Origin of the sequence: Rhizobium laguerreae (assembly GCF_019778565.1) — a bacterium.
Classification (GTDB): domain Bacteria; phylum Pseudomonadota; class Alphaproteobacteria; order Rhizobiales; family Rhizobiaceae; genus Rhizobium; species Rhizobium laguerreae.
The window spans coordinates 139720-163944 of sequence record NZ_JAAXQT010000005.1 but is presented as its reverse complement, the minus strand read 5'-3'; the positions used below and the strand labels follow the sequence as shown (position 1 = coordinate 163944).

Annotated in this window: 27 protein-coding genes, 1 tRNA gene and 1 pseudogene; 10 read left to right on the top strand and 19 right to left on the bottom strand. The window is 59.3% G+C overall.

Translation table 11 applies throughout. The features are described 5' to 3' along the window. Positions 1-750: a cytochrome c biogenesis CcdA family protein gene (locus HFO71_RS17230; protein ID WP_168258347.1), complete on the bottom strand. Its 750-nt coding sequence runs from the start codon at positions 748-750 to the stop codon at positions 1-3. Between the two features lie 231 nt (positions 751-981). On the opposite strand from HFO71_RS17230, the gene HFO71_RS17225 reads away from it, so the two are divergent. Next, positions 982-1057: transfer RNA gene (locus HFO71_RS17225), tRNA-Lys, on the top strand. 629 nt (positions 1058-1686) lie between these two features. Here the strand turns inward: HFO71_RS17225 and HFO71_RS17220 are convergent. From HFO71_RS17220 to HFO71_RS36325, 4 genes and pseudogenes are all read right to left on the bottom strand, one after another. Then, the gene (locus tag HFO71_RS17220) at positions 1687-1905 is read right to left on the bottom strand and encodes a hypothetical protein (RefSeq protein WP_020049822.1); all 219 of its coding nucleotides are present in this window, start codon (positions 1903-1905) and stop codon (positions 1687-1689) included. Between the two features lie 24 nt (positions 1906-1929). Next, positions 1930-3858, bottom strand: coding sequence for a hypothetical protein (locus HFO71_RS17215; RefSeq protein WP_168258348.1), 1929 nt, complete (start codon positions 3856-3858; stop codon positions 1930-1932). A gap of 419 nt (positions 3859-4277) precedes the next feature. Beyond that, positions 4278-4478: a hypothetical protein gene (locus HFO71_RS17210; protein WP_020049824.1), complete on the bottom strand. Its 201-nt coding sequence runs from the start codon at positions 4476-4478 to the stop codon at positions 4278-4280. Positions 4479-4605: 127 nt separating this feature from the next. Further along, positions 4606-4797 (bottom strand): annotated as a pseudogene (locus HFO71_RS36325) (hypothetical protein); the annotation flags it as partial. 304 nt (positions 4798-5101) lie between these two features. Between HFO71_RS36325 and HFO71_RS17205 the strand changes: the two are divergent. Then, a complete protein-coding gene (locus tag HFO71_RS17205; protein WP_231283788.1) occupies positions 5102-5275 on the top strand; it encodes a hypothetical protein in 174 nt (57 codons plus the stop codon). 169 nt (positions 5276-5444) lie between these two features. Next, on the top strand, positions 5445-5648 hold the full coding sequence (locus tag HFO71_RS17200) for a CsbD family protein (RefSeq protein ID WP_168258349.1): 204 nt from the start codon (positions 5445-5447) through the stop codon (positions 5646-5648). A 71-nt stretch (positions 5649-5719) separates the two neighbouring features. On the opposite strand, the gene HFO71_RS17195 is transcribed toward HFO71_RS17200, so the two are convergent. Next, positions 5720-5947: a hypothetical protein gene (locus HFO71_RS17195; protein ID WP_020049826.1), complete on the bottom strand. Its 228-nt coding sequence runs from the start codon at positions 5945-5947 to the stop codon at positions 5720-5722. A 144-nt stretch (positions 5948-6091) separates the two neighbouring features. Between HFO71_RS17195 and HFO71_RS17190 the strand changes: the two genes are divergently transcribed. Together HFO71_RS17190 and HFO71_RS17185 are read left to right on the top strand one after the other, a co-directional pair. After that, positions 6092-6262: a hypothetical protein gene (locus HFO71_RS17190; protein WP_020049827.1), complete on the top strand. Its 171-nt coding sequence runs from the start codon at positions 6092-6094 to the stop codon at positions 6260-6262. Positions 6263-6584: 322 nt separating this feature from the next. Further along, entirely contained in the window at positions 6585-8078 is a 1494-nt protein-coding gene (locus HFO71_RS17185) for an FAD-dependent monooxygenase (protein ID WP_168258350.1), read from the top strand. A 19-nt stretch (positions 8079-8097) separates the two neighbouring features. Here the strand turns inward: HFO71_RS17185 and HFO71_RS17180 are convergent, their stop codons facing one another. The 6 genes from HFO71_RS17180 to coxB all read right to left on the bottom strand — a co-directional run bounded on the left by HFO71_RS17180 (position 8098) and on the right by coxB (position 14484). After that, complete coding sequence (locus tag HFO71_RS17180; protein WP_168258351.1) at positions 8098-8835, bottom strand: hypothetical protein; 738 nt, start codon at positions 8833-8835, stop codon at positions 8098-8100. Between the two features lie 113 nt (positions 8836-8948). Further along, positions 8949-9995 carry a c-type cytochrome gene (locus HFO71_RS17175; protein WP_168258352.1) on the bottom strand — a complete coding sequence of 349 codons (1047 nt, stop codon included), beginning with the start codon at positions 9993-9995 and terminating at the stop codon, positions 8949-8951. Continuing rightward, positions 9986-10618 (bottom strand): cytochrome c oxidase assembly protein, encoded by a 633-nt coding sequence (locus HFO71_RS17170; protein ID WP_077981064.1) that lies wholly within the window; start codon positions 10616-10618, stop codon positions 9986-9988. The genes HFO71_RS17175 and HFO71_RS17170 overlap by 10 nt, the downstream gene beginning before the upstream one ends. After that, positions 10615-10995, bottom strand: a complete 381-nt coding sequence (locus tag HFO71_RS17165; protein WP_025394464.1) for a hypothetical protein — start codon at positions 10993-10995, stop codon at positions 10615-10617. Before HFO71_RS17165 ends, HFO71_RS17170 begins: the two co-directional genes overlap by 4 nt. Positions 10996-10999: 4 nt before the next feature. After that, positions 11000-13516 carry a cytochrome c oxidase subunit I gene (ctaD, locus tag HFO71_RS17160; protein WP_132609558.1) on the bottom strand — a complete coding sequence of 839 codons (2517 nt, stop codon included), beginning with the start codon at positions 13514-13516 and terminating at the stop codon, positions 11000-11002. After that, positions 13513-14484: a cytochrome c oxidase subunit II gene (coxB, locus tag HFO71_RS17155; RefSeq protein WP_206116594.1), complete on the bottom strand. Its 972-nt coding sequence runs from the start codon at positions 14482-14484 to the stop codon at positions 13513-13515. The genes ctaD and coxB overlap by 4 nt, the downstream gene beginning before the upstream one ends. Before the next feature lie 1020 nt (positions 14485-15504). Here coxB and HFO71_RS17150 point away from each other — a divergent pair. After that, positions 15505-15795: a DUF982 domain-containing protein gene (locus HFO71_RS17150; RefSeq protein ID WP_168258353.1), complete on the top strand. Its 291-nt coding sequence runs from the start codon at positions 15505-15507 to the stop codon at positions 15793-15795. 180 nt (positions 15796-15975) lie between these two features. Here HFO71_RS17150 and HFO71_RS17145 read toward each other — a convergent pair whose 3' ends face one another. Beyond that, the gene (locus tag HFO71_RS17145; RefSeq protein ID WP_131642318.1) at positions 15976-16803 is read right to left on the bottom strand and encodes a nickel-binding protein; all 828 of its coding nucleotides are present in this window, start codon (positions 16801-16803) and stop codon (positions 15976-15978) included. A gap of 436 nt (positions 16804-17239) precedes the next feature. Between HFO71_RS17145 and HFO71_RS17140 the strand changes: the two genes are divergently transcribed. The 3 genes from HFO71_RS17140 (at position 17240) to HFO71_RS17130 (ending at position 18040) form a co-directional block, all read left to right on the top strand. Next, entirely contained in the window at positions 17240-17497 is a 258-nt protein-coding gene (locus tag HFO71_RS17140) for a DUF982 domain-containing protein (protein ID WP_003539480.1), read from the top strand. Between the two features lie 106 nt (positions 17498-17603). Then, positions 17604-17774 carry a hypothetical protein gene (locus HFO71_RS17135; protein ID WP_162039352.1) on the top strand — a complete coding sequence of 57 codons (171 nt, stop codon included), beginning with the start codon at positions 17604-17606 and terminating at the stop codon, positions 17772-17774. Next, on the top strand, positions 17774-18040 hold the full coding sequence (locus HFO71_RS17130; protein ID WP_077981059.1) for a hypothetical protein: 267 nt from the start codon (positions 17774-17776) through the stop codon (positions 18038-18040). Before HFO71_RS17135 ends, HFO71_RS17130 begins: the two co-directional genes overlap by 1 nt. A 160-nt stretch (positions 18041-18200) precedes the next feature. Here the strand turns inward: HFO71_RS17130 and HFO71_RS17125 are convergent, their stop codons facing one another. From HFO71_RS17125 to HFO71_RS17110, 4 genes are all read right to left on the bottom strand, one after another. Next, a complete protein-coding gene (locus tag HFO71_RS17125; RefSeq protein WP_077981058.1) occupies positions 18201-18749 on the bottom strand; it encodes a nuclear transport factor 2 family protein in 549 nt (182 codons plus the stop codon). 80 nt (positions 18750-18829) lie between these two features. Further along, entirely contained in the window at positions 18830-19633 is an 804-nt protein-coding gene (locus tag HFO71_RS17120) for an SDR family oxidoreductase (RefSeq protein WP_168256284.1), read from the bottom strand. Positions 19634-19684: 51 nt separating this feature from the next. Next, the gene (locus HFO71_RS17115) at positions 19685-20083 is read right to left on the bottom strand and encodes a GlcG/HbpS family heme-binding protein (protein WP_131642330.1); all 399 of its coding nucleotides are present in this window, start codon (positions 20081-20083) and stop codon (positions 19685-19687) included. A gap of 166 nt (positions 20084-20249) precedes the next feature. Next, positions 20250-21137, bottom strand: a complete 888-nt coding sequence (locus HFO71_RS17110; RefSeq protein WP_168258354.1) for an AraC family transcriptional regulator — start codon at positions 21135-21137, stop codon at positions 20250-20252. 409 nt (positions 21138-21546) lie between these two features. Between HFO71_RS17110 and HFO71_RS17105 the strand changes: the two genes are divergently transcribed. Next, positions 21547-22023 carry a DUF2938 domain-containing protein gene (locus tag HFO71_RS17105; RefSeq protein ID WP_168258355.1) on the top strand — a complete coding sequence of 159 codons (477 nt, stop codon included), beginning with the start codon at positions 21547-21549 and terminating at the stop codon, positions 22021-22023. A 423-nt stretch (positions 22024-22446) separates the two neighbouring features. Here the strand turns inward: HFO71_RS17105 and HFO71_RS17100 are convergent, their stop codons facing one another. Both HFO71_RS17100 and HFO71_RS17095 read right to left on the bottom strand, forming a co-directional pair. Then, the gene (locus HFO71_RS17100; protein WP_168258356.1) at positions 22447-23088 is read right to left on the bottom strand and encodes a ThuA domain-containing protein; all 642 of its coding nucleotides are present in this window, start codon (positions 23086-23088) and stop codon (positions 22447-22449) included. A gap of 18 nt (positions 23089-23106) precedes the next feature. Continuing rightward, a complete protein-coding gene (locus tag HFO71_RS17095) occupies positions 23107-24207 on the bottom strand; it encodes a Gfo/Idh/MocA family protein (protein ID WP_168258357.1) in 1101 nt (366 codons plus the stop codon). Positions 24208-24225 lie beyond the last annotated feature (18 nt).

Here is a 24225-nt window from a genome sequence, read left to right as displayed (position 1 = left end):
CTAGCCGATCTGCACCAGGATCGGAAAGGTCTGCTGGAACCAGATCGCCACATTGCTGACCCATCCGAACAGGAAGGCGAGGCCAGTCAGCACGAGGAACAGACCCATCACCTTTTCCACCGTGCCGAGATGGCGGCGGAAGCGCGACAGGAAGCGCATGAAGGCGCCGGAAAAGCCGGCGGCTATCCAGAAGGGAATGGCAAGGCCAAGCGAGTAGATGGCCAGCAACCCGGCGCCGGAGCCGACCGTCTCGCGCGAGGCGGCAACGCCGAGAATGGCGCCGAGCACCGGGCCGATGCAGGGCGTCCAGCCGAAGGCGAAGGCAAGGCCCATGATATAGGCGCCCGTCAGCGTCGCCGGCTTGCCGCTGCCCTGGAAGCGCGCCTCACGCGCCAGCACCCCGATTCGAAAGAGACCGAGGAAGTTCAGCCCCATGACGATGATGATCAGCCCGCCGATCTTCGACAGGAGGTCGAGATGCTGGCGAAGCGCCATGCCGATGCTGGAAGCACCGGCGCCGAGCGCCACGAAGACGGTGGCAAAGCCGAGCGTGAAGAGCAGTGCCGAGAAGAACACGCCGCGCCTGACGTCGGGCGCCACCGCCACCGCACCGCCTCCGCGGAACTGCTCGACGGAGATGCCGGCCATATAGCAGAGATAGGGCGGAACGAGGGGGAGCACGCAGGGCGACAGGAAGGAAAGCGCCCCGGCAATGAGCGCGCTCCACAGGGAAATATCGGCAATCGACACGCATTCTCTCCGGCTGCAATCTGCGTGATGTTCCTAGCTTTGCATGCAAGCGATTGCCAATCACCTTTTTGCGCGCGCAAGAAATCTGTCTCTGCGCGTAAGATATTTGTCTTGGCGTGCGCAAGAAATGTGCCGAACGTTTGCAAAAGGCAAAATTTTCGGTTGACCGGCATGGGTCGCCTGCCTATGTTCCGCCCACTTCCAGCCGGGGTGGTCACACCCGCGGAGAGGGAGAGCGTAGCTCAGCTGGTAGAGCAACTGACTTTTAATCAGTAGGTCTCGGGTTCGAACCCCGACGCTCTCACCACGATTTCAATGGCTTAAAGCCTGGGATTGGCCTAAATATCGGCCATAATACCCCTCACACATGTCTCGCACAGTCCGGAAGGGTAAGTGACCTCGCATACGGTATTCGGTGACAAGGTTCGAATCTATCGTCGCGCCCAGAGTTCTCTGTGGAAATGCTCCAACCTATTTGGAGGGCCGGGAGTGGCACGTGAGCACCAAGACGGACAGTCTTGCGCTGGCCAAAGTTTGCCGAGGACTGATATCTTGAGCTCCGGGGCAAAAGCCGGGTGGGTCAGCTGAAGCTGGAAAGAACCTTTGCCGACGCTGCCAAGCAGCTCATTCGGGAATATGTGCCACGTCGACGGCGCCGCCCGAAACCCATCGGGACAAATCTGGCGCCGGCTGAACGGTATGCAATGGGAATATAAGCAGGACCCTGAAACGATTGAAGAATTCGATGCTCGACAATATTGAGGCTTAAAGCCCTACTGTCGCACAGAACCTACGCCTCTGCATTTGTCATGTCGGCTGCGGGAGGCGCGGTGCCAGCCGCTGCCCCAACGGAGGCCGTGACGTGCGGCCTGTTTGGTGCGGAACGGCGAGCAGTAATCTCCGCCGTCCAGCTTGTCCCCCAAGGCTTATAGGCGTTCAGCCATCATAGTGGCCCGAAAGTGCCGCCTCGGCAGACTTAACAACCACGGCAATATTCACGCCCTTCGTCAAGGTTGTCCCGGTCGCGCGAAGGTCTGTCACCACTTTCAGGCCGCCCGATTTAGGCTCCGGGAGCGGTACGACGGTGCCGTTGTCCAGATCCGCAATCCAGAGCCCGTCCTGACCTTCAACACTAATAACAACAACTGTAGCCATGTTATTCCCTCCAACGATTGATGTTTAAAATCCAGCTTTCTTCAGGCCTTGACGATAAAGATCTTTATGCCATTGCTCTTTACTTGGAACCGCGGACAACCACTTGTCCACATCGAAGTCCGGATTGCCTTCGCGAAACCTCCGTACGAAGATCCGCGCCTTGTCCTGGCGGCCCAGCATCGCCCAACTCGCGGCGGACAGCCTGTCCGCCAGACTGGGATCGGCCATCTGCCCAATGTAGTCCAGCGAAGCTTCGAATTCGCCGAGCGCATAGTTTGCTCCCGCGCCGGTCCAGAAATAGGTATCGGGACCGAGCGGGTTCAATTCAATTGCCCTCTCGATCTTTCGCAAGGCCATGGCGGGAAGCGAACAATGAACCAACGTGTCAGCGTAGTCGGCAATCACGTCGGCGTAGTGCGGAGCAAGGCTCTCCGCCACTTCCATCGCCTCGGCGCTTTCGTCAAACGCCCCCTGCAATAGTTTGGCGACCCCGAACTCGCGATACCCATCGGCGAAGTCCGGACGTGTCTCGGTGGCCTGCTTAGCCAAGCTCTCCGCCGTTTGCAAAAGCTCGATATCACCTCGGGCCGTCAGCAACCATTCCTTGGAGTAGGTCCGCGCCATCGAGCTCAGTGCGGGTGCGAAATCGGGGCTTACGCTGAGTGCGGCTTTCATTTCCTTGCGCGCACGCCGCAGATTCGGAAGCGTCAACCGTGCCAGGTGCCGCCTGCCGACAAGATATCGATGGTAAGCGATCGGGTTCAGATCTTCGCGCAATGCCTCATGGCGCTCGATTTCACTGGACACGGAGAGCGCGATCCGTCGGGCGACTACTCTCCGGTCTTTGACGAGATCCATATGATCAAGGCTGAATCTTTCCGCCCAAACAATTTGATTTTGGTCGAAAAAGATCAGTTGGGCGAACAGGGTGACTTCATCGCCCGTATTGCTGACCCGGGTATCGAGAATATAATTGACGCGATGCCGTTCAAAGAAAGCCTTCTGCGTCTCCACGTGGTGGCCGATTTGAACTGCCGAATAGGGGGCTATGACCTCCAGGCTGTTGAAGGCGCAAAATCCGATTGTGATATCTTCGACCAAAGATGCGGCTAGAAAACCGACTTGGGGTCGGGCGGATTGGTTCTTGGGCGGAAGCAGCACCAGGCGGGGAATTGCAATCCGGATATCTTGCGGCTCAAGGGGAAAAGCGGTCTCGCGTTTCGGCATCGAAGGCGATGATGTCGGACGGAGGGATATGGCGTCACCGTCGGGTCTGGTGCGCGCTGCGGTCCCTCGCAAAATCGCATTCCGCCGCTGTTCAAAATGGTTCCGAAGGGACGCAACCTCGTCTTCCGCCTGGAATATCTCTATGAGCATTTGCAGCGTATCGGGATCCTTCGGCTCCGCCCGAAATAGGATAACTGCAGCCTTCCTCAGGAGTTCGGATTCCTTCGGCGATTGCGCCAGTCGGGACGCCGCTCTCAACGTACTTCCGAGAAGTGCGATGTGGCTAATTTCGCGCTCGGCAAGCCACAGTTGAAACCGACGGCTATGACTGTGAACCGACTCCAGAAAAGGCTGGTTCATGAGCTTCACGAGAAGCTTAAGCCGGGAGAACGGTTCAACCTCTTCCTCCGTCCCGGACAGCAGAATATCGGAAGACAGAGATTCCCGGTCGACGGTGACCATGTTGCCCTGAGATGAAAGGATATTTATCCCGAGTTCAATTTGACGGGCCTTCATTCTCGAAATCAACTTACGCAAAGTCGCAAGCGTGTCGTCCCTATCGGCGTCGCCCCACAGAAAGCTCACCAGGGTTGCTCGATCCGCGGAACCTTGATCGGTTGTAAACAAATACGCGAGGAGCAGCAGGCCTTTCTCGGGAAACGCGACATCATTGCCGTCCTCGTCAACGAGCTGCAACCTACCGAAGGTCTTCAGAACAAAAGCCATTTTGCCCTTTAAGCCACCTAATTGGCTCGGCGTTTACATGAAAGTGCCGGTGCGTATATTCACCAGCAGAAGTCGAAGACTACATCCTTGCGATGGCACCTTGTCGCAATGTGGGGCAAAATTCAAGTTGATGCGGTCGAGATCGTCCGTGTGGTGGATGGCCGGCGCGATTTGGTGGCCTTTTTCTGAAAATTTGTTGGGGAGGCGGCCGGCACTAAGGGCCATCGCACACCCTCAAATAGCGGCCTAATCTCCGCTTATTCGTACACACAGTTTTACGCACAGTTGAAAATTAATACAGGACTACTAAGTAAAATCAAAGAGATACCTGCTGATACAACTGACCTTTATTCAGTAGGTCTCGGGTTCGAACCCCGACGCTCTCACCATTTCTGGCCTTCAAGATTGCCGCCGCGCTCTCAGATCAGCAGTCGCATTAACGCGGCCTCGTCCTTCACCCCATGCTGGTACGAATGGATAACCCGCTGAGCCAGATCTTCGCGCTCGGTGTCTGTCGTGATTTCTCGCACCGAGCTGATATGGTCAAAGACTCTTTGGCAAAGCGCGACTTCTTCGTCGCTCAATGCGGTTTGTGCGTCGGCTATCTGGGATCGGATCATGATCGCCCTCACTTCCTTTGGAACGATAGAGAATAAACATCTCCTTTTTCAGCGCATGAAGGGAGACACAAGCTCGTGAGGTCTCATCGCAATCTTCCGGATAGGCCTTTGTCCCATCTGACAACTCGTGTTCGTTCGGACCACTCCACACATATGCGGAAGCTGGCTTTCTCCGGGCGTTCCAGATCACTTCGTACCCTATCTTCTGAAGAGAGAGTAATGCACCAAGCCTTTCTTCATTCGACAGGCTCCGCAGAGAATCGTTAAGTGCGTCAAGGCCGCCTAGATTGTAGAGAACGACGAATATATCGAGTGACATTGTTCCTATCCCGTCGACATAGTATAACACTGGGAAAATGATTTGCTTCACGCTTAGATTAATATTTTCACATCTATTGTCGTTTCAAAAATCGTTTGCGATTTTCTTGATTGGAGTCTGGGTTTGATTGGACGCGGGCAGAGCCTTGCGTCTTTCGCTCTGTCCTATACCGCACATTGAAATCTCCGGAACTTGGCATAAAATCAGTGCCTTGTGGTTACGTGTCACGTCAGCATCTGGGAGGATTGCGATGTTTCAAGGTATGCACGGCTCCAAGTCGGCTCTGGGTCCAGAAGACCTCACAATGATCAAAGACATCTATGACGAATGGTGCGCCGCTCGCTGCTGCTCCAAGGATAGCCCAAGTGCAATTAAAGCAGCTCAAGAGTTGATCTCCATGTTCGAGCATGGGGTACGGTCGAAAGATGATCTCCGCACTATGGTCGGCACAATAGGTGCTCATTTGCTCAAGCACTGAACTAAGCCGATGGCGATCGACTGCTGGCGAGCACTCGCGCGCATGGCCCGGGCTGTCGTTTACGCGCGTCGTTGCAGGTAACGCGACGGTTTGTAAAATTGGCTCAGACACTGGAACCAACGTCCGCTGCGGTCCGTTTTCTCCTCATCAACAACAGGAGAAATCCACCATGGATTGGAATCGTATCGAAGGAAACTGGAAGCAGGCGAAGGGCAAGATCAAAGAGCAGTGGGGCAAACTCACGGACGATGATCTTGACCAGATCGCCGGCAAGCGTGACCAACTGGAAGGCAAGATCCAGGAGCGGTATGGCCTCGAAAAGGACCGTGTGAAACGGGACGTCGATGACTGGAGCGGTCGCCAGACTTGGTAATGCCTGAACAAAAACCCGGTGAAAGCCGGGTTTTTGTTGCCGAAGGAGCTAAGACGCCCAAGGAGTGTCGGTCATGAATATCCCCCAAAAGCCAATAGAAGTGCGCCGATCGCGATAACGGCCAGCGCCGGCCAGTTTTGGGATATGCCGAGGAACCTGAGGCCTTGGCGTCGTGGTTCCAGCGTGGTGCCGCCTTGCGGCATTTGGTGCGGATTACTCGGTTTTCGACCAAGCGCCGACGTAAAAAGAAAAAGAAGTCCGCCGATGATGAGAGCGGCTCCGGTCAGGATTGCCCACATGATGGCCTCCGCTAGCGATGAGGATGTGGATTAAACCAAATTCGGACCCGATCGTTCCGTGCGCGGCTATTCACCTGAACAACCGCCGCGTCGGAACCAAAAGCGCTCGCATGAAATTGACTGTGAGCAATCTTGGAGATCCTGATGGACAAGACACCGAAGACGGCCATCCGCGGAATGATGTTGTACGTGCTCACTCTTCTCGTCCTCGGGGTGCTGGCAGGCGCCGCCTACATGATCTATGGCCATCCCGCCGATCCGTCCGAGCGACCGGCGGCCGAGACGATTCCGCAAAAAGCTCCGGCTCCGCAGTAAGATACCCTTTCCAAGTCATTGATTGGCCGCCGTTCGAGAACGGACGATGACCGGGGAAGATGCCTGTCAACATCCAGCGCCCACCCGGTCAGGTCGTGCTGAAACGCCTGAGGCTCCACGGCACAAGAGCAGCAAATGGCAAAGAATATGGCTTTAGAGAGCAAGCCCGACATCCTGTCGCAAGTCCTTCCAACCAGTATGGAACTCTTATTATAGGGAGAACAACCTGCGACAGAGAAAATCGGCATCTGCGCAGGACCGATTACTAGTGGGCCAGCTCTGTCTGGAATCCTGAAGGAGCGGCGGAATAGGGAGTTTGCGGATGAGGGAACATGCAGTCGTGATATCAGGGGCAGGGCCGACGGGCCTGATGCTGGCAGGCGAACTGGCCTTGGCGGGCGTCGACGTCGCCATTGTCGAGCGCCGCCCTGACCAGGAGCTTGCCGGTACGCGTGCCGGCGGACTGAGCGCACGCACGCTCGAGGTTCTCGATCAGCGCGGCATCCTCGACCGGTTCCTCGCGGAAGGGCAGATAGCCCAGGTCACGGGGTTTGCGGTGACGCGTCTGGATATCAGCGATTTTCCGACCCGGCGCAATTACGGGCTGGCGCTGCGGCAGAAGCATATCGAGCGCATTCTGGCCGGCTGGGTCGGCGAGCTGGCGGTGCCGATCTATCGCAGCCTTGAGGTAACGGGTTTCGCCCAGGATGACAGCGGCGTTATCATCGAACTCTCCGATGGCGCCTCGCTCGGGGCCTGCTATCTCGTCGGCTGCGATGGCGGCCGCAGTCTGGTTCGCAAGGCTGCCGGCATTGCGTTTGCAGGGTGGGATGCGACGACCGGCAACATTCTCGCCGAGGTGGAGATGGAAGAGGAGCCGCCATTGGGCATCCATCGCACGGCCCTTGGCATCTATGCCTTCGGTAGGGAGGAGTATGAAATCCACGACGGCAAGATCATCTTTGCCAAGGAAGGTCCGATCGGCGTGATGGTGCCGGAGAAGAATGCCGGCGCCACGACCGAACCGACGCTCAGCGATCTCAGGGAAGCCCTCCTCGCCGCATTTGGAACGGATTACGGACTCCATCGCGTCAACTGGATTTCCCGGTTCACCGATATGTCCAGGCAGGCGACGGCCTACCGCAAGGGGCGGGTACTCCTCGCCGGCGATGCCGCCCATGTGCACTCTCCGGTCGGCGGGCAAGGCCTGAATACCGGTGTGCAGGATGCCGTCAATCTCGGTTGGAAGCTGGCCCAGGTGGTAAAAGGAAGATCGCCTGACGCCTTGCTCGACACCTATCACGCCGAGCGGCATCCGGTTGCCGCCCGCGTGTTGCGCATGACGATGGCGCAGGTGGCATTGCAGCGCACCGACGATCGCACTGAAGCCTTGCGTGACGTGGTAACGGAGCTGCTTGGCATGGAGGAACCGCGCAAACGCATCGCTGCCGAAATGTCCGGATTGGCGATCCACTACGAGTTTGGCGAGGGGCATCCGCTGCTCGGCCGCCGCATGCCTGACCTCGACCTCACCACGGCTGTCGGTCCTATGCGTCTCTTTACGCTGCTCCAGGATGCGCGGCCGGTGCTCCTGAACCTTGGCGCGCCCGGCAGCGTCGGCAACACGCGGTGGTCGGACCGCATCAAGTTGGTCGACGCCGGATATGAGGGCGCATGGGAGCTGCCGGCGCTGGGCTTGGTCTCGGCGCCAACTGCAGTGTTGATCCGGCCCGATGGATATGTGGTGTGGGTCGGCGACGGGGCGCAGGATGGTCTGCAAGAGGCTGTGAATAGCTGGTTCGGACCACCCGGCTAAAGCTGACGAAAGCGCTTGCCTAAGCGGCGAGCGAGATCGGATCGCAATCCGATATCGTCGCGGGCTTCGGCATGGGTTTGCCGCGGCGTTCCCACGTCCGGCGGCTGATGCCGAAAGCCTCCCAGGGGCGCGCTTGGCTGAAAGAATTGGCGAGATAATCGGCTCTGGAAAGCGCGCCGGCGGCACGGCGCTGCTCCTCTTTTCGGCTCCGGTCCCGCTGCCGCCGCTTTTCCTTTTGAAGTTTTGCTCGTTTCTGTTTCGGCACATCGAATGCACCAATGGTGCGGATATCGAGGGCGCTCCGTTCTGCGTAGCTGAGGTGTAGAGCATGGCCGAGCGCGTCGGCGGACAAGTCAGAAAAGCGCACTTTTGTCCGCTCGTAGATCACGTCTTCTATGTCGGCTTTCCTAGCCCAGGGAAGCCATCGCGCCGCCCAGCCGAGGACCACCTCGACAAACTCTTCCTTGAATTCGACAAGAGCGAGGCCGGCGATCACCTCGACGTAAATCAAGGCGTCATCGGCCTCGGGCACGATGTCTCCGTGACGGTGCCTGATCAATTTTTCGATCTCGCGCATCCGGCCGCGGAAATGGCTCCAGCGGCCGGTCCGCATGCGGCGCTGGACGGCCTTGTAACCGAGCAGGCAGTCGCCGACCTTGACGGCTGTCACATCACGGGCCAAGCCCTCCAGCCGATCAGCTTTTGCAGTCCGCTTTTCCGATTGAGCCGCTTGATCCGGACCCATAAAACGAGCCATCGATTTTCCTTTGCCATCTGCCTTGGAAGGCCGAAACGACTGATTGTAAAGGAAGGCCGAGGGGGTGATCATCCACTTTTTGCGATCGGCGACCATCGTCGCGCAGGAAAGTTTCAATCCTGGGGCAACGCCTCGTAATAGGCTGCGAGCGCCTGAATATCCTCGTCGCTCAGACCTGCAGCAGCCCTGGTCATCACATCAGCATAGGCGCCGCCGCCACGATTTCCGCTCCGGAAAAGACCGAGTTGGTTTTCGATATAGGGCACCGGTTGGCCGGCAAGGCGTGGATAGGCCTCGTTGACACCGGCAGCATCATGGCAGGCGGCGCAGGCCGCGACGCCACGCGTCCGGTCACCGCGTTCCGCAAGGACCTTGCCGCGAGAGATCATTCCCGAAGGCCGGCCCGTTTCAGTGACTACGCTCTGGCTGGCGAAATAGCTGGCCAGCTTTTTCCGGTCTTCGCTCGATGTCTGCGAGAGCGCAACCTTCATGACACCGCTTGGACGCTTGCCGGTCGCGTAAGCCTCGAGACTGTCACGAAGGTAAGTCTCCGACTGGTCTGTGAGACGCGGAATGAGGCTGGTTTCATCGGGGCCTGCCGGCGAATGGCAGCCTTCGCAGCTTTTCACGATCGCATCGAAGTCCCGGGATCCCGTCGCGGAAAAGCCGGCGAGCCGCTGATAGGCGGCTTGGTCGAGGCTTGGATATTCCCGCAGGAAGGCGACCATGGCCCAGACCTCGTCATCCCGCTCCATCGACGGCCAGGCGGGCATGCCGGTATAGCGCACGCCATGTTTGACGACCTCGAAGAGCTCGGCATCATTCCATGTCGCGTTGACATGCTGCAGGTTGGGCGGAGGAGGAAGCATGTTTTCGACAGCGGCGGGTCGCGGCATCGCCGGTGAACCATGGCAGCCCGCACATCCGGTTTCGTAGTGACCTGCGGCAAGCGGCAGCATCGCCGCCGTAAACCGTGGCGCATGCCCGCCGAGCGCTGCCGTGCGCACGGATGACCGCATCACCCAATGCAGGAACCAGTCCGTGATGCGCCAATGCCCGGTGCTTGCACGGATGTCGATGATGCCGGCCCAGGCGACGAACAGGCCCACTGCAGCAAGTACTGCGGTGCCGGCAGATATCCGTCTCCACCTTATCCGCATTGGCTGCCCCTTGAAGACGTAGGCTTGAGGACGTCGGCAAGCAGGATGATGGCGCCGAGCATGTAGGCGGCTGCGCCGACCAGGAGCATGACGACACCGCCGAGTTGCTGATCGGTGTCGCGGCCAAGGACGAAGCCGAGACAGGTGACATCTCCGACCCCATAAAGCGGGCGGGGAGCAAGGGTCAGCAGGACGCCGAGCAGCGTCATGTGGATCGAGGTGAAGAGCAGGCCGATGATGCCCGCCAACCGCTGGGTGCCTTCCTCATGACGCCGGAAACACGCGGTCCACAACAGAATGCCGGCGAGAAGAAAGCTTGCCTGTTCGAGAAGCATCGCATCAAGCCGCGTTTCCGCCAGCCGACGGAGCGCCGGCATATGCCAGAGCCAGACGACGAGGAGCTCGGCGACTGAGGCGAGTAGCGGCCCGAACCAGGGGAGATGGACGGCGGGATCGAGCCGCCTGCCGCCGACCGCTATCGCCAACAGCGGAGCTGCAATGGCGACGGTCGTCATGTGAACGATCATATGCGCCGTCAGCGACCCGCCGTTCCAGGTCGTCGCAAGAAGCGCCAGCGCAAGACAAAGGGCAAAGATGCCGGCGACAAGAGCAAGGTTCTTCATCGGGCACAGGCCTCGATAAAAAGCAGCGGGACGGATACGAAGATGACCGCGACGAAACTCAGGCCTGACAGCAGCAGTGTTGCAAAGCCCTGGAACAGCAACCGGTCTTGCCTCGTCGGTTCGTCATGGGGCGGATCGCCGCTGCCGAAGCCCCATTGCCGCCAAGCGAGCCAGGCGGCACCGAGAATGGCAAGCAGCGCGAAAACCGTCGCAATGGACAGGGTAAAGCGGAGCATGCCGAAAGAGAAAGCAACTTCCGATGCTTTCGCGCAATAGACAGCGGCTGCGACATAGCAGACAAGAAAGTGCAGAGCCCAGACGGCGGGCCCGGTAAACAGGGTCCAGAGCGTTTCCACCTCTTTTGGGATCAGGCGCATCTCGTCACCTCAACTCTGGAAACAGGCCCAGCACTCCGAAGGAGGTGAGGGCAGTGATGACCAGGAAATGCCAGTAGAGCACGACATTGTGCAGATCGGCGTCATATTCCGCCGTCAGACGACCCGCAAAACTACTCGCCAGACAATAGAACTGCATGATCACGGCAACTAGGCCATGAAGGACCGTCCAGAGCACGATGACCCAGACGATCGCCGGATAGACATGCGCCGTCGGCTGCATGTCGTACAGATAGGGACCCGCTAGACCGGCGGCGCAGGCCGCAAGTGTGAGGATCGTGGAGGTGAGGAGGCAAAGGCGGACAGATGCCATCCGGCCATTCGTATTGATCGATCGCGCAAACAGCATGGCAAGCCAGGCAAGGGCAAAGAGCGCGGCCGCCATCAGCGGCCAGATCCTGCCCGGACCAGGCAATCCTGCTGTAAAATCGGGATGGATCGTCCAGTAGAAGAAATAGCCGAACATCAAGCTGGCATAGGCCGTGCCGTCTCCGGCCATGGTGATGAAGACCGCCCACCAGCCGACCGAAGCCGGGCCGGAGGCATAAAGGGGAACCTGCTTGTCAAGCCCGATATCCCTGAGGTTTTGCCTTGGTATCTCGTTGGTTCCGGTCCAGAGCCAGATCAGGATGGCGACAAGTGTCACGGCGGCGCATAGCGCCGTCAAGATCCACCAATGGAAGGTCAGTGCGATGAATGCGCCGCCAAGTGCCAAAGCGGAGATTATGGTCAGAAGCGATGTGCCGCCGACCCGCAGGCATTGCAGCGGTTCGGCGTCCAGAACCGACGTCACGAGCGTTTCGCGCCGACCATCGGCCGCGTCCGGCAGATAGTACCGGCCCGCCTTGATGCCGTCGATCAGCTCCGGCTGGTCCCAGAGCGGATACCGGCTTTTGATGATCGGAATGGACCGCACGCCCCAATTTTCTTCCGGCTCGCTAATCCACTCGAGCGTTCCGGCATTCCAGGGGTTCATTTCGCCTTTCGGCTCGCGATGTTTAGGACGCAGAACATCGACGACGATGATGGTGACACCTGCGGCAAAAATGAAAGCACCGATGGTGGAGACGAGGTTCAGGAGGTTCCAGCCGACATCGGAGGGGTAGGTGAAGACCCGCCGCGGCATGCCGCGCAGGCCGGTCAGGTGCATGGGGAAGAAGGCGGTGTTGAAACCGACGAACATGAGCCAGAAGGCGATTTTGCCCCATCGAGCCGAAAGTTTTTGTGCGTTCACCAGCGGATAATAATAGTAGATTCCGGCAACCACCGGAAACAGCATGCCGCCGATCATCACGTAATGGAGATGGGCGACGACGAAATAGGTGTCATGCGCCTGCCAGTCGAAGGGCGCGAGCGCCACCATGACGCCGGTCAGCCCGCCAATGATGAAGATCGCCAGTCCCCCGGCGCCAAAGAGCATGGGAAGGGAAAAGATCACCCGGCCGGCCAGCATGGTGGCGATGAAGACAAAGATCTGCACTCCGGTCGGGATTGCGACGGCCTCGGACGCTGCCGAGAAGAAGGCCAGTGAAATCTGCGGCAGGCCCGTGGTGAACATATGGTGGACCCAGAGCCCGAAGCTCAGGAACCCAGTGCCGACCGCAGCCAGCACGATCCAGGAATAGCCGACGATCGGACGCTGCGCGAAGGTCGGAACGATCATCGCCATCAGCGCGATGGCGGGCAGGAAGATGATGTAGACCTCGGGGTGGCCGAAAATCCAGAATAGATGCTGCCAGAGCAGCGGATCGCCGCCACGTGCTGCATCGAAAAAAGGCCAGTCGAACATCCGCTCCATCTCGAACAGGATGTCGCCGGCAATCAGCGGCGGAAAGGCGAAGAGGATCATGCCCGCCACGATCAGCAGATACCAGGCAAAGAGCGGCATCATGTTGATCCGCATGCCCGGCGCCCGGCATTTCATGATGCCGACGATGAGCTCGACGGCTGCGGCGATGGAGGCGACCTCGATGAAGGAAAGGCCGAGCAGCCAGATATCCGCGCCGATGCCGGAATATTGCTTGTCGGTGGCAAGCGGCGGATACATGAACCAACCCGCATTGGGCGCCGCCCCGAAAAATATCGACCCGCAGACGAATACGCCGCCGAGCGCAAAACTCCAGAAGCCGAAAGCGGAAAGCCGCGGAAACGGCAACTCCCGCGCGCCAAGCATGGAGGGCAGGAGGAAGATTGCGACGGCCTCGAAGATCGGAACGGCAAACAGGAACATCATCACGGTGCCGTGCAGCGTGAAGGCCTGGTTGAAGAGATCGGCGGAGAGAAAGTCGTTGTCGGGGACTGCCAGTTGCAGGCGCATGAGCAGCGCGAGGATGCCGGCAAACAGCATGAAGATGAAGGCGGCCGATCCATACCAAAGGCCGATCTGAGTGTTGTTGACGGAGGTCCAGTAACGCCAGCCTTTCGGATTGGCCCATACGCGCCGAAGTTCCGCTTCCTGCGCGGCGGATGTTTCGGCTGAGACCGAAGCGAGTGGTTCCGTCATTGGAGCCCCCCGAGATAGCGGGCAATTTCTTCGATATCATCTTCGGGAAGCATGTTGAAAGCGGGCATCTTTGCGCCCGGTTTCACCGATGAGGGTGAGTGAATGAAGCGGGCGATGTTTTCCGGCGTGTTGGCAAGCGCACCTGCGCCGATCGAGAGGCGGGCGCCGATCAAGGTGAGATCCGGGGCGGTCTGGCCGGCGATCTGCAGTCCACGGAGTGAATGGCACCCCACACAGCCATGGCGCTGCAGGAGTTGTCCGCCTTCATTCGCAGCGCTTGCCTGGCCATCGATCAGCCTGCTGCGCCAGGCGTTATAATCGTCCTCCTCCATGACGACGACCGACAATGCCATATAGGCATGCGAGGCTCCGCAAAATTCGGCACAAGGGGCACGATAGCTGCCGGTGCGCGTTGGCGTCAGCGTGAGGAAATTGGTCCGGCCCGGAATCATGTCCATCTTGCCGCCCAGCGCCGGAATCCAGAAGGAATGAATAACGTCGGTCGCTTTGAGGGAAAAAGTCGCCGGTCGGCCGAGGGGCAGGCGAATTTCGTTGGCGGTCTCGAAAGCAGGCTGGTCACCGACGGCCGGATAGCGAATACGCCACCAGAACTGCTCCCCCGTCACCTCGATCGCCCCATCCTTTGCTGCAAGCGGGTTCCAAGGCCGTATCGCCGGCATCAACCAGACTGCGTAGCCCAGCAAAAGCAGAAGGACGACAGTCGGAAATGCAACGCCACCCCAGGCAATGAGCGCGCCGGCCTTCTCCGCCGGCCATGCTTCCCGTCGATGGCGCGCAGCGTGAAGGAGCAGGGAGGTTACGCCGACCCAAATCGAAATGCCGCCAATAACCATGACGACGAACAGCCGATAGACCGCCTCCGATTCCTCGCCGGCGGGACTAAGCGCGGACTGCTGACCGCTGCAACCCGCAAGAACGAGTGCACTGAAAGGAACAAGACATCGCAGGATTGTCGGTCTCCCTTTCCTCCAATGCTCAAGATCTCCGATATGGAACGCGTATGTCCGGTGGCAAGTGGCTGGTGTTTGTTAGGCGGCAACTGGGCGGTATCGCCAATGCTGTGAATACGTCACAACCGACGACCGAAAATTCCTTTGGCGAAACAGCCGGTTCGGCCTTCTCGAAACCTGTCAGGAGGCGTTGGCGGATCAATCGCGTTTCGTGAAGTGTTTTCAACCAGGCGCGTGCTCCGGCTTCCCCTCGTCCATACGATCGCCGGGAGAAGAAGACGCGGTTGAGCCGCCGCATGCCATCAGCACGTCTGCAATCAGCGGAAGCCGAAGAAACTCAAAATCGCGAGCACGATAACGACAGCGCCGACAAGCCAGATCAAATTGTTCATGGGAAACCGTTCTCCTGTTTAAGGGTCGGGCCATTGTGACCCGATCATCTAACGGTGAGGCAGGGCTTGGAGTTCCCAACCGGTCCAATTGCTGCAGCGTGCCGCCCAATTTCCGGCTCTATGCCTTTCAATAACTGCACGAGCGAGCATTGCTGGGTCTGAACCCATCCGCACATGCCGGGTTTACCGATGTATTCCGCTGATACTGAAAATCCTGGTGATCCTGCCTTGCAGGCGACGTGCAGGAAGACGTGAACGCGGACACACCGATCAGCACTGCCGCCACCAATGGAAAAAATCGGTTCATCTGAACGTGTCCTCACAAGCTTGTCATGGTCGCAATCTACCATGCTAACGCGAGCCTATACGAAAACTTCTTGCCCGCTAGATCACGCTCACCTGAACCGAAACATTCGCGCGATTGATCAATCAATCTATAATCGTGATGCGTCGCGGCCTCAGCCGATGACTAAATTCACGTAAGTCTAAGCTGATCGGGCTATTCCGTCCCTATGGAAGTAGTTCCGCGACGTTAATAGTCAAGCGGGCGCGATTTCGACTTGAATAGATTGCGGTTTTTGAGTAAAATTACACCATAAAAAAGTAATATAAATGGGAGGATACTATGTCGTCAACTCGGTTTGATCCGATTCTGCTTCATCGTCAACATTTCATCGATGAGGTCACATGCCTCGATGAAATCTTCGATGTTCTGGACGGGTGGCCGGAGGACAAACGGGGTTTGGCATATGAAACGCTGTTGAAGGCGTGCAGAGATACGGCCAACGGGCGTTTCCCGCTGAGCGCTGCGCGCGAGAATTTCCGGCGCTTTCTGAAGATGTCGGGCGTGCTTGCCAAGGTCGAGGGTGGTCCCAGGTTCGACGGGCTGATGAATTATCAAATTGGTAATGCTTAATCAGACATGGCTGTTGGGGGCCGCCTGCATGGCAGGTGAGGGCGCGCCGTGACATCAGTTGCGGCGCGTTCTGCTTTAGATATCTACAGATCGGATGATCCCCTATTTCTTGGCCACAAAGCGCCGCGGCGAGCCCTGCCAAGAGGCAGCCGGCTATTCGGGTGTCGGATCCAGCAGATCTTAGTTTACGCCGGCATTGGCCCAGTCGCATCGAAAGACCAACATAGGCTTCGAGAACCCCTTGAATCGTCGGCGCGTTGCGTGAGCGAAGAGATCGGCGGCGCCGTATTCCCGAAAAATATTCTCCGAGACGAGGATCTGGTCGCTGGAGGCTGCCGCACAGAGACGCGCGGCAAGTTGCACGGTCGAGCCGAAGAGGTCGTTGCTGTCCTCGACCGGTTCGCCGCAATCCACTCCGATGCGGATATGGAGAGGCTCGGAGTTTCCGCCGTTGTAACGTTCGAATTCCCGCTGGATCGCCATGGCGCATGCGACCGCTGCCGTTGTCGCGGCGAAGGTCGCCATGATGCCGTCGCCGGTGTGTTTCACTTCTCGGCCTGAATTCTGGCTGAGGCATCTGCGCACGATAGCGTCATGAGCCCTGACCATTTCGGTTGCAATGCGGTCGCCGAGGCGCGATGTCATTGCTGTCGATCCGACGATGTCGGTAAAGAGGATTGCCCGGTGGCCGGGATCGACGTCGCTGGATGACTGTCCAGGCGCCGGCTCAGGATCGTGAATTCGGCCAAGAAAAGCTTCGACCGCCGATAAGGCGACCTCGACGACCTCGCCGGCGACGAAACCGTGCGCCTCTCGATGCACGCATTGCGCCGTTTCCGCATCCGGCGCATCCACGAGGCAGAAGGCGGTACCGCGCCGCTGGTCGAACCAGTAGGTCAAGAACTTGACGCCGTATTTGTCCTGAATGTCGAGATCCATGCGATGCGCCCGGGCAACGTCGGCGGCTGTGGTTCCTTCAAGAAAGTGCCGGTCCATGAAAATAGGCATCGCGCTCCTCCCAGATCCGCGTGCAGATAGATTTGGATTGTACGACCCGGATGAAACTCCGTCCACCTCTGGTACAATCCATTAATGATTAGAGAGCGTCCTGCGTCGCGCAAAGCATATGAGTTGCTGTAATTCTTATAGAGTATAAAAGGAAAGACTGAGACGTAATCAGCAGGCGCGGGACTGGGAGCCCGATATTTACCATAATCGCTCGCTTAAAGACTGATCGGAGGGCGTCAGTTCAAGCTCCGTGTTCTCAAACCGGGCCGGCTGCAGGGATCTGGAGTGGACGAAGGGGAGCGTCTACACTGCGAGCATCGCTGACCAAGATCGAATCCCGTGAAGCCGCACTTCGGCTGGTGACGCGGCCTACCAACGGCATGCAAATTGCATCGTACCCATGAGCTCCACCGAAATTGGGAAAAGCTGTAGCAAAGTGAAACAGACGGCACATTTTCGACCGGTTGGCTTGGCCTCAATGGGGCTCGGCCATTACGCCGTTATTAACTCTGTGTGGGACGCCGCGCGCACGCTCCTGCGCGACTGGCCCGTAGACGACGGCGAAGAGTATTTCGAGGCCGTCAAGTCGTGCCTGGATGCGATTATCGGCGATCTCCCGCCGGAACACGTTCGGGCGGCCTTCATCAGGGCGGCACAGGAGGCGGGCATTGCCGTCATAGAAGCAGCGGACTGAATACTCTCCGCGCTTCCCACCCATCCTCAAAGCCATATTGTCCCGACGCTTGACTTTTCTTGCCGAAGTTCTAACTTAGAACAAAACAGGAACATTGGAGATGATCATGACGCATACGGAACAGGTGATCGCCAACGCTCTCGCGCTTGTCGAAGCATCCCGCGCAGCCCGCGAGCGGGATCAACAGCGTCGTGCCGCCTGGCAGAGAAAGGTCGAACTCAGCCGGCCGCTGCCGCCGTTGCCGCGCCCTGTTCAATTGCCGTTGGCGCTGAACTGATGCAGCCGGTAAAAGCCTTGGAACCCCATCGGGCACGCCCCGAACAAACTGGACCTGGTCAAGCTTGGCCGGATCAAAGCTGGCCCGATCAAGCTTGGGAAGTCGAAGCCGTGCTTGCCTGGCATGACGACAATGCCAAGGCGGCGATACGCTCGCTGCTCGATGACTGCAAACATCTCCGCCAGCAATTGGCGCTGGCGGAAAGAGTGATGAGCCGCGGGATGGCCCGCGGATGGGCGCCGCGATACGAGCGCGACGCCCTTTGACGGTCGACCTTCGCCAAGGATGTTGAGCCGGTCAAATAACGGAGCCGGCAACAGGCGTCAGTCGCCTGCCGCCCCGATCCTGCGGTTGAATCCCGGGAAGCCGGCTGGTGGCCAGCAGGATGTCCGCCGCGCGACCTTGAAACGGTAAGTTTGGTTCTGGCTAGTCGGCCGGCGTTACACGGGTCCAAAACGCGTTGAACACGACCGAATCGAAGAAGGCCGAGGCGCGGACGATACGGCCGTCGCGCATGTCGAGGAACCAGGCATAAGTGTTGGCGTAGGGCTCCCCGTCGCGGGCGATGCCGCGGGCATCGAAAAAGACGATCACAGTGTCGCCGTCGGCATAGACGTTGCGGATCGCGGGCTTCAGCGGCGCCTTCATGCGGGCGTTAAACGGGCGGATCACTTCGCGCAAGAACGCCTCGCGACTGGAATAGGTCTTCGATGCCAACGAATAGCCCTCGATCGTCCAGCGGGCGTCGTCAGCGAGGAGGTCATAAGGGCTGCCTGTGCCGGCCGCCCACGCTTCAAAGCCGGCCTCGACAGTCGTCTTGTTGCGGCGTTCAGTCTCGGTCAGCGTCTGCGGTGCGGCACGCACTTCCATCCCACCCAGAGCCAGTATGGTGGCGGCGATGCCGAGGGCAGCGTTGAAGATGCGGCGGACTAAGGGTGCCGGGCTGCGGACAGTTGCGGTTGCGATGATGGACATGGTTTCCTCCAAGGATCGGTTTGGTGGCGCGACACCGCTGGCCGGGTGTCGCTTGCAGAGCTCGCCGCCAAAAATTCTGCTTAGATCTGGTTTTCCCAGGCTTTCAGCTGATGCTCCTTCAGCATGTCCTCGACGACCTTCGGTACCACGTTGCGGAACCTGCCGGTGTCGGCCGGGACGACGTCGATCATACGGTCGATCATTTCCTTCGGGTCCATCATACCTTCGGGGGTGGCGAAGAAATCGTCGAAGCCCTTGCGCAGATCTGCGCGCTTGGTGAAGTTCTTGCTGTCGTCCAGCCAGCGGAACGGATTGTCGGCCATGGTCTCATTGTAGCCGGTGTAGTAGGCGCCCGGATTGATCGTCTGGATCTTGATGCCATAAGGGGCGAGTTCCTGCTGCAGCGCTTCGGCGATCGATTCCAAAGCGTGCTTGGTGGAGACATAGGTGCCCCAGTTGGCCGGAGTGAAGAGGCCGCCCATGGAGGACGTAAAAACAACCTTGCCCTTCTTGCGTTCGCGCACCCATTTCTGGACGACGCCCTGGGTCAGCACCAGCGGCAGGAAGACATTGACTTCGTAGTTCTTGCGAACGAGCTCGATCGGGATTTCCCAAACCGGACCGGCTTCGCCCATGCCGGCATTGTTCCAGAGCACGTCAAAGTCCCAGCCCTGCGCCTGCTTGATGTCATAGGCGTCGGTGAGGTCGAGACGCTCGACTCGAACGTTCTTCAGTCCGAGGGCGGAGACCTCCTCACGCAGCGGAGTGACCTGCGACGAAACCTGTGTGGTCGCGATAATGCTGTGGCCGTTCTTGGCCATGCCAATGGCGGCAGCCTTGCCGAAGCCGGAGCCTGCACCAGTGATCAAAATGGTCTTGGTCATGCGACATTCCTTTCGATACTTTAGGGTTGGTCAAAAGCAAGGGTTGGCACGTCACGCGACGGCTGCAGCGGCTGCCTTCGCGATTTCCAGATCCTGCGGAACCGCTCCGCCGGAAACGCCAACGGCGCCGATCACCGTGCCGTCGTGGGCAAAAAGCGAGATGCCACCGGGAAAGGGAGCCAGGCCGCCGTTGGATAACTCGAGGGCATGGGCGGGAGCGCCGGGCTTGCAATATTCCCAGACGGCCTCGCTTGTGGTTTGAAACAATACGGCCGTCCGGGCCTTGCCCATAGCAAGGTCGATCGAGCCGAGCACGGCGCCGTCCATTCGGCTGAACGCCTTGAGATGGGCTCCGGCGTCCAGGACCGTGATATTGACCGGCACGCCGATTTCTTTAGCCCGCGCCTCGCCTGCGGCGATGATCTTGCGCGCTTCGTCAATGGTAATCATCTCCCTGCCTCCTTTTTCGTTCGAGGATGAGTGCTCCCCGTTCGATAAGACAGGTGTAGGCCGGAAATGGTTTTGCGGTATTTTCAGCTCTTGCTGCGCTATGCGCAAATCTTGCGCTCCGGCGTGCGTGCACAAACGTCGAACTCTGTCCGACAGGCGGAAACCGCTAACCGGTGACGAGTGCGCGGTATTGGCCGGGCGTCAAGCCGGTCATCTTGCGGAAGACGCGCGTGAAATTCGCCTGCGAGCCGAAGCCGGTATCGAGCGCGATCTCCACGAGCGAGGATCCCGCAAGCCGCAGCTTTTCCTTGGCCGCCTCGATCCGTCGCTCGGTGACGTAGCGATGCGGGGTCAGGCCGGTGGCCTTGCGAAACATACGGGCAAAATGAAAGGGGCTAAGGCAGGCCTCGGCAGCAAGGTCATTCAGCGAGATCTCTGCGGCGATGCGGGCTTCGATGAAATCGAAGACGCGTTGCAGCCTTTTTGGATCGATGGTCGGGACCCGCACGGCAGGATGCCACCGACCAGACGAATAGGTGCCGAGCAGGTGCGCCACCAGCGCCATCTGAATGCCGTCGAGGAAGAGTCGATCGGTCGGCTCCAGGCTTCTGTTCAACAAACCGCCAAAGAGTTGGCCGATATGCAGCACCATGGGATCGGGGACGCCGCCCGCATAGGCGAGCTGCACCTTGGCCGGGTCGATGTCAAAGTTCGAAAGCGCGCTCTCACCGACGAGCGACGGCGGCAGGAAGATGTGCAGGGACTCGGGCATGGTGCCGATGATTTCTACATCGCTCTCATGGACACCCGCCGGACATATCCAGGCGACACCGGGGCGAGCGATGGCCTCCTGCCTGTGACCGTCACCGGTCCACCTGATCTTCGACTGACCCGAGAGCAGGACGGCTATTTCCGTGCATTCGAGTGTAAGGTCGACTTGCCAGCCCGGATCGAAACGCCTGAGCTCGACCTGCAGCGACGAGCATTCAACGAGCCCGCCCACTCGCTCGCTGGTCCGATACTTTCTGTCCCCTTGCGATTCCACGAAAGTCATGTCGCATCCACGCCGTGACGATAGATATAAATTCGAATTGTTCAGTCTCGGCGGATCAATCAACACCGCCACGCCACTGTCAATCTGCAATCATCCTTGATGTATTAAATGAATAGCTTCCAGGCGCGCCGCATTGCTGTCAGGAGCCTGGGTATTACGATCAGGATTTTGGCTAAATTTCAGGGGAGCGCAAGTCTTATGGAACAAAAGCGATACCGCAGCCCCTTGTGCCTTCAGTCAATTCACGCCTGCACTGACGCCTTTGCGGATGACCGAGTGCCGACGAGGGCAGGGACCCTCCTCCGGGGAAAAACTGGAGTTGAGGCGATGAACTGGTGGCAGTCTTGCGCAGGCGCGCCCGCAATGGTTTGGTAGCGTCCTGCATTCGCAACACTTCCGGTGATTCCCGATGTTCGATATTCTATTGCGTGGTCTGGCGCTCGGCGCCGGCGCAACAATCCTGATGGACCTCTGGGCAATCGTGCTCACCCAGCTCGGCCAGGCGGCCCCAAACTGGGCACCTGTGGGACGCTGGTTCTGGCACCTCGGCCGCGGCAAGGTCTTTCACGAGAGCATTGCCGACGCCGAGCCCTATGCTCATGAGCTGGCGCTCGGCTGGATCAGCCACTACGCCGTCGGCATCCTCTATGGGGTGATCTTCGCCATCATCATGGGCTCGGCCTGGCTGGCGGCACCGACATTTCTTCCCGCCTGGATCTTCGGAATCGTCACCGTCGGGGCAGGGTGGTTCCTGTTGCAGCCCGGCCTCGGCATCGGCTGGGCCGCCGCCAAACATCCGACCCCGAACAAGGTCCGGTGCTTCAACCTGCTGGCCCATACGGTTTTTGCGCTGGGGCTCTACGGGACGGCATTGATCATCGGCTGAGCGCGGGGTCGGTTTCGTCCGTCCGGGCGAGGGACATGCGGCAACGTCTCGATCCCCTCTTCTCCCCAGCGGGGAGAAGGTGCCCGTAGGGCGGATGAGGGGGCCGGCGAAGCCGGTCTTTTCAACAACGCGGACCCCGCAGGATTCGACCGTGTCGGTATCGTCTCGACTGTGTTCAGGGCGCTGGAGCTCGGTGTGGCGGGATAAGTGAATTATGTGAGAGGTTGTGCCGTGTGGCCCCCTCATCCGCCTGCCGGCACCTTCTCCCCGAGGGGAGAAGAGATTATGCCGCGACCTCTCCGTCCCTTGCCACATCTCGCAAAGCATGTCCTTCGCCGCGTTTGCAGAGTCTGGAGGGCCGAGACGAGTGGCTCGACCCGGTAGGGTTAGGGTGAGGGGCATCATCCGCCTCAACAGCCTAGCCTACCGTGCCGCCCAGTTGGCGCCGCGGCGGAAGATGGTCTTCATCTGGGGAACGTCGAATTCCTTGGCCTGGTGACCGAGCGAGGAGTAGAAGACGCGGCCCTTGCCGTATTTCCGCTTCCAGACGACGGGCATGACGACGCCGTCGATCCAGTAGGCGTGTTCGCCGGTGAACTTGGTCGTCGCCAGAACCTCGTTCGAGGGGTCGACATGCATGTAATATTGCTCTGACGTATAGGGGAAATCGGCAATACCCTCCATGAGCGGATCGTCGGGGCGGGTGATGTTGACGGTATAGTCGATGATGTTGCCGGGGTGAGCCACCCACTGGCCGCCGATGATGAACTGGTAGTCGACGGAGTCGCGGAAGGCATCGCCCGCGCCGCCGTGATAGCCGGCGATGCCGACGCCGCTTTCGATCGCGGTCGCGAGGTTCTTGACCTCTTCCTTCTCGACCTTCGACATTGTCATGATCGGCACGACGAGGCTGAGATCATGGACGGAAGGGTCGGCAAGCGCCTCGGTGCCGTGCTCGAGATAGACCTTGAAGCCGTCCTCCTCGAGCATGGTCTTGATGATTTCGGCGCACTCCTGCGGCTCATGCCCGCTCCAGCCACCCCAAACGATCAGTGCTTCACGCATAGTCTTTCCTCCTGAAACTTATTTCGCCAACCGTCCGTCGACGATGGAATCGGACAGCGGGGCGGGGCGCTCCGTTGCCGTGGCGATCGCGACCGTCCGGCCGGTCGCGGCGGCGGTGTGGAACGCTTCCATGACTTCGAGCACATGCAGCGCCAGATCGCCATTGGCGCGGTGCGGCCGGTTGGAGCGGATCGCATGCGCCATGTCGGCAACGCCGAGCGAGCGATAGTTGCCGTCGGCATAGGGTGCTGTGACCGGCTGGTCCTCGAACGAACCGCCCTTCTTCAGATATTCCACCGGGCCGCCAAACTTGTTGGGATCGGGAACAACAAGCGTGCCCTCGGTGCCGTAGACTTCGAGCGGCACATGTTTGTGGCCGGCAACATCGAAGCTCATGGCGATCTGCACGACAGCGCCATTGGCAAAGGCCATCATCCCGGCGACGTGGGTCGGCACATGCACGGGAATGCGTTGGCCGTTTCGCGGTTCGCTGGTGATCAGCCGCTCGGCCCGCGGCGTCGTCGCAAAGCCTGCAACCTGCGCAACCGGCCCGAGAAGATTGACGAGATCGCTGATGTAGTAAGGACCCATATCGAGCATCGGCCCGCCGCCGACTTCGTAATAGAAGGCCGGGTTCGGATGCCAGCGCTCATGGCCCGGGCACATGAAGGTTGCCGAGCCGCCGACCGGCTGGCCGATGACGCCCTGGTCGATCAAGCCACGCGCCGTCTGGTGGCCGCCGCCGAGAAAGGTGTCGGGGGCAGCACCAATGCGCAGATTCCTCGCCTTGGCGGCCTCCGCCAATTTTTTCCCTTCCGCGAAATTAATCCCGAGCGGCTTTTCCGAATAGGTATGCTTGCCGGCATCGAGCGCCTGCAGCGCTACGGCAACATGGGCCTTCGGGATCGTCAGGTTGACGATGATCTCGACCTTGGGGTCGGTGAAAAGCTCCTCGACGGTCTTGACGGGAACGTTGAATTCCGCAGCCTTTGCTTCCGCCAGCTCCCGGTTGAGATCGGCGACGCCGCGGATGTCGAGGATGGGAAAGGATGCCATCGCCGTGAGATAGGCGCCTGAAATATTGCCGCATCCGATGATGCCGATACCGACCTTGTCCATGAATTCCTCCATTGATCG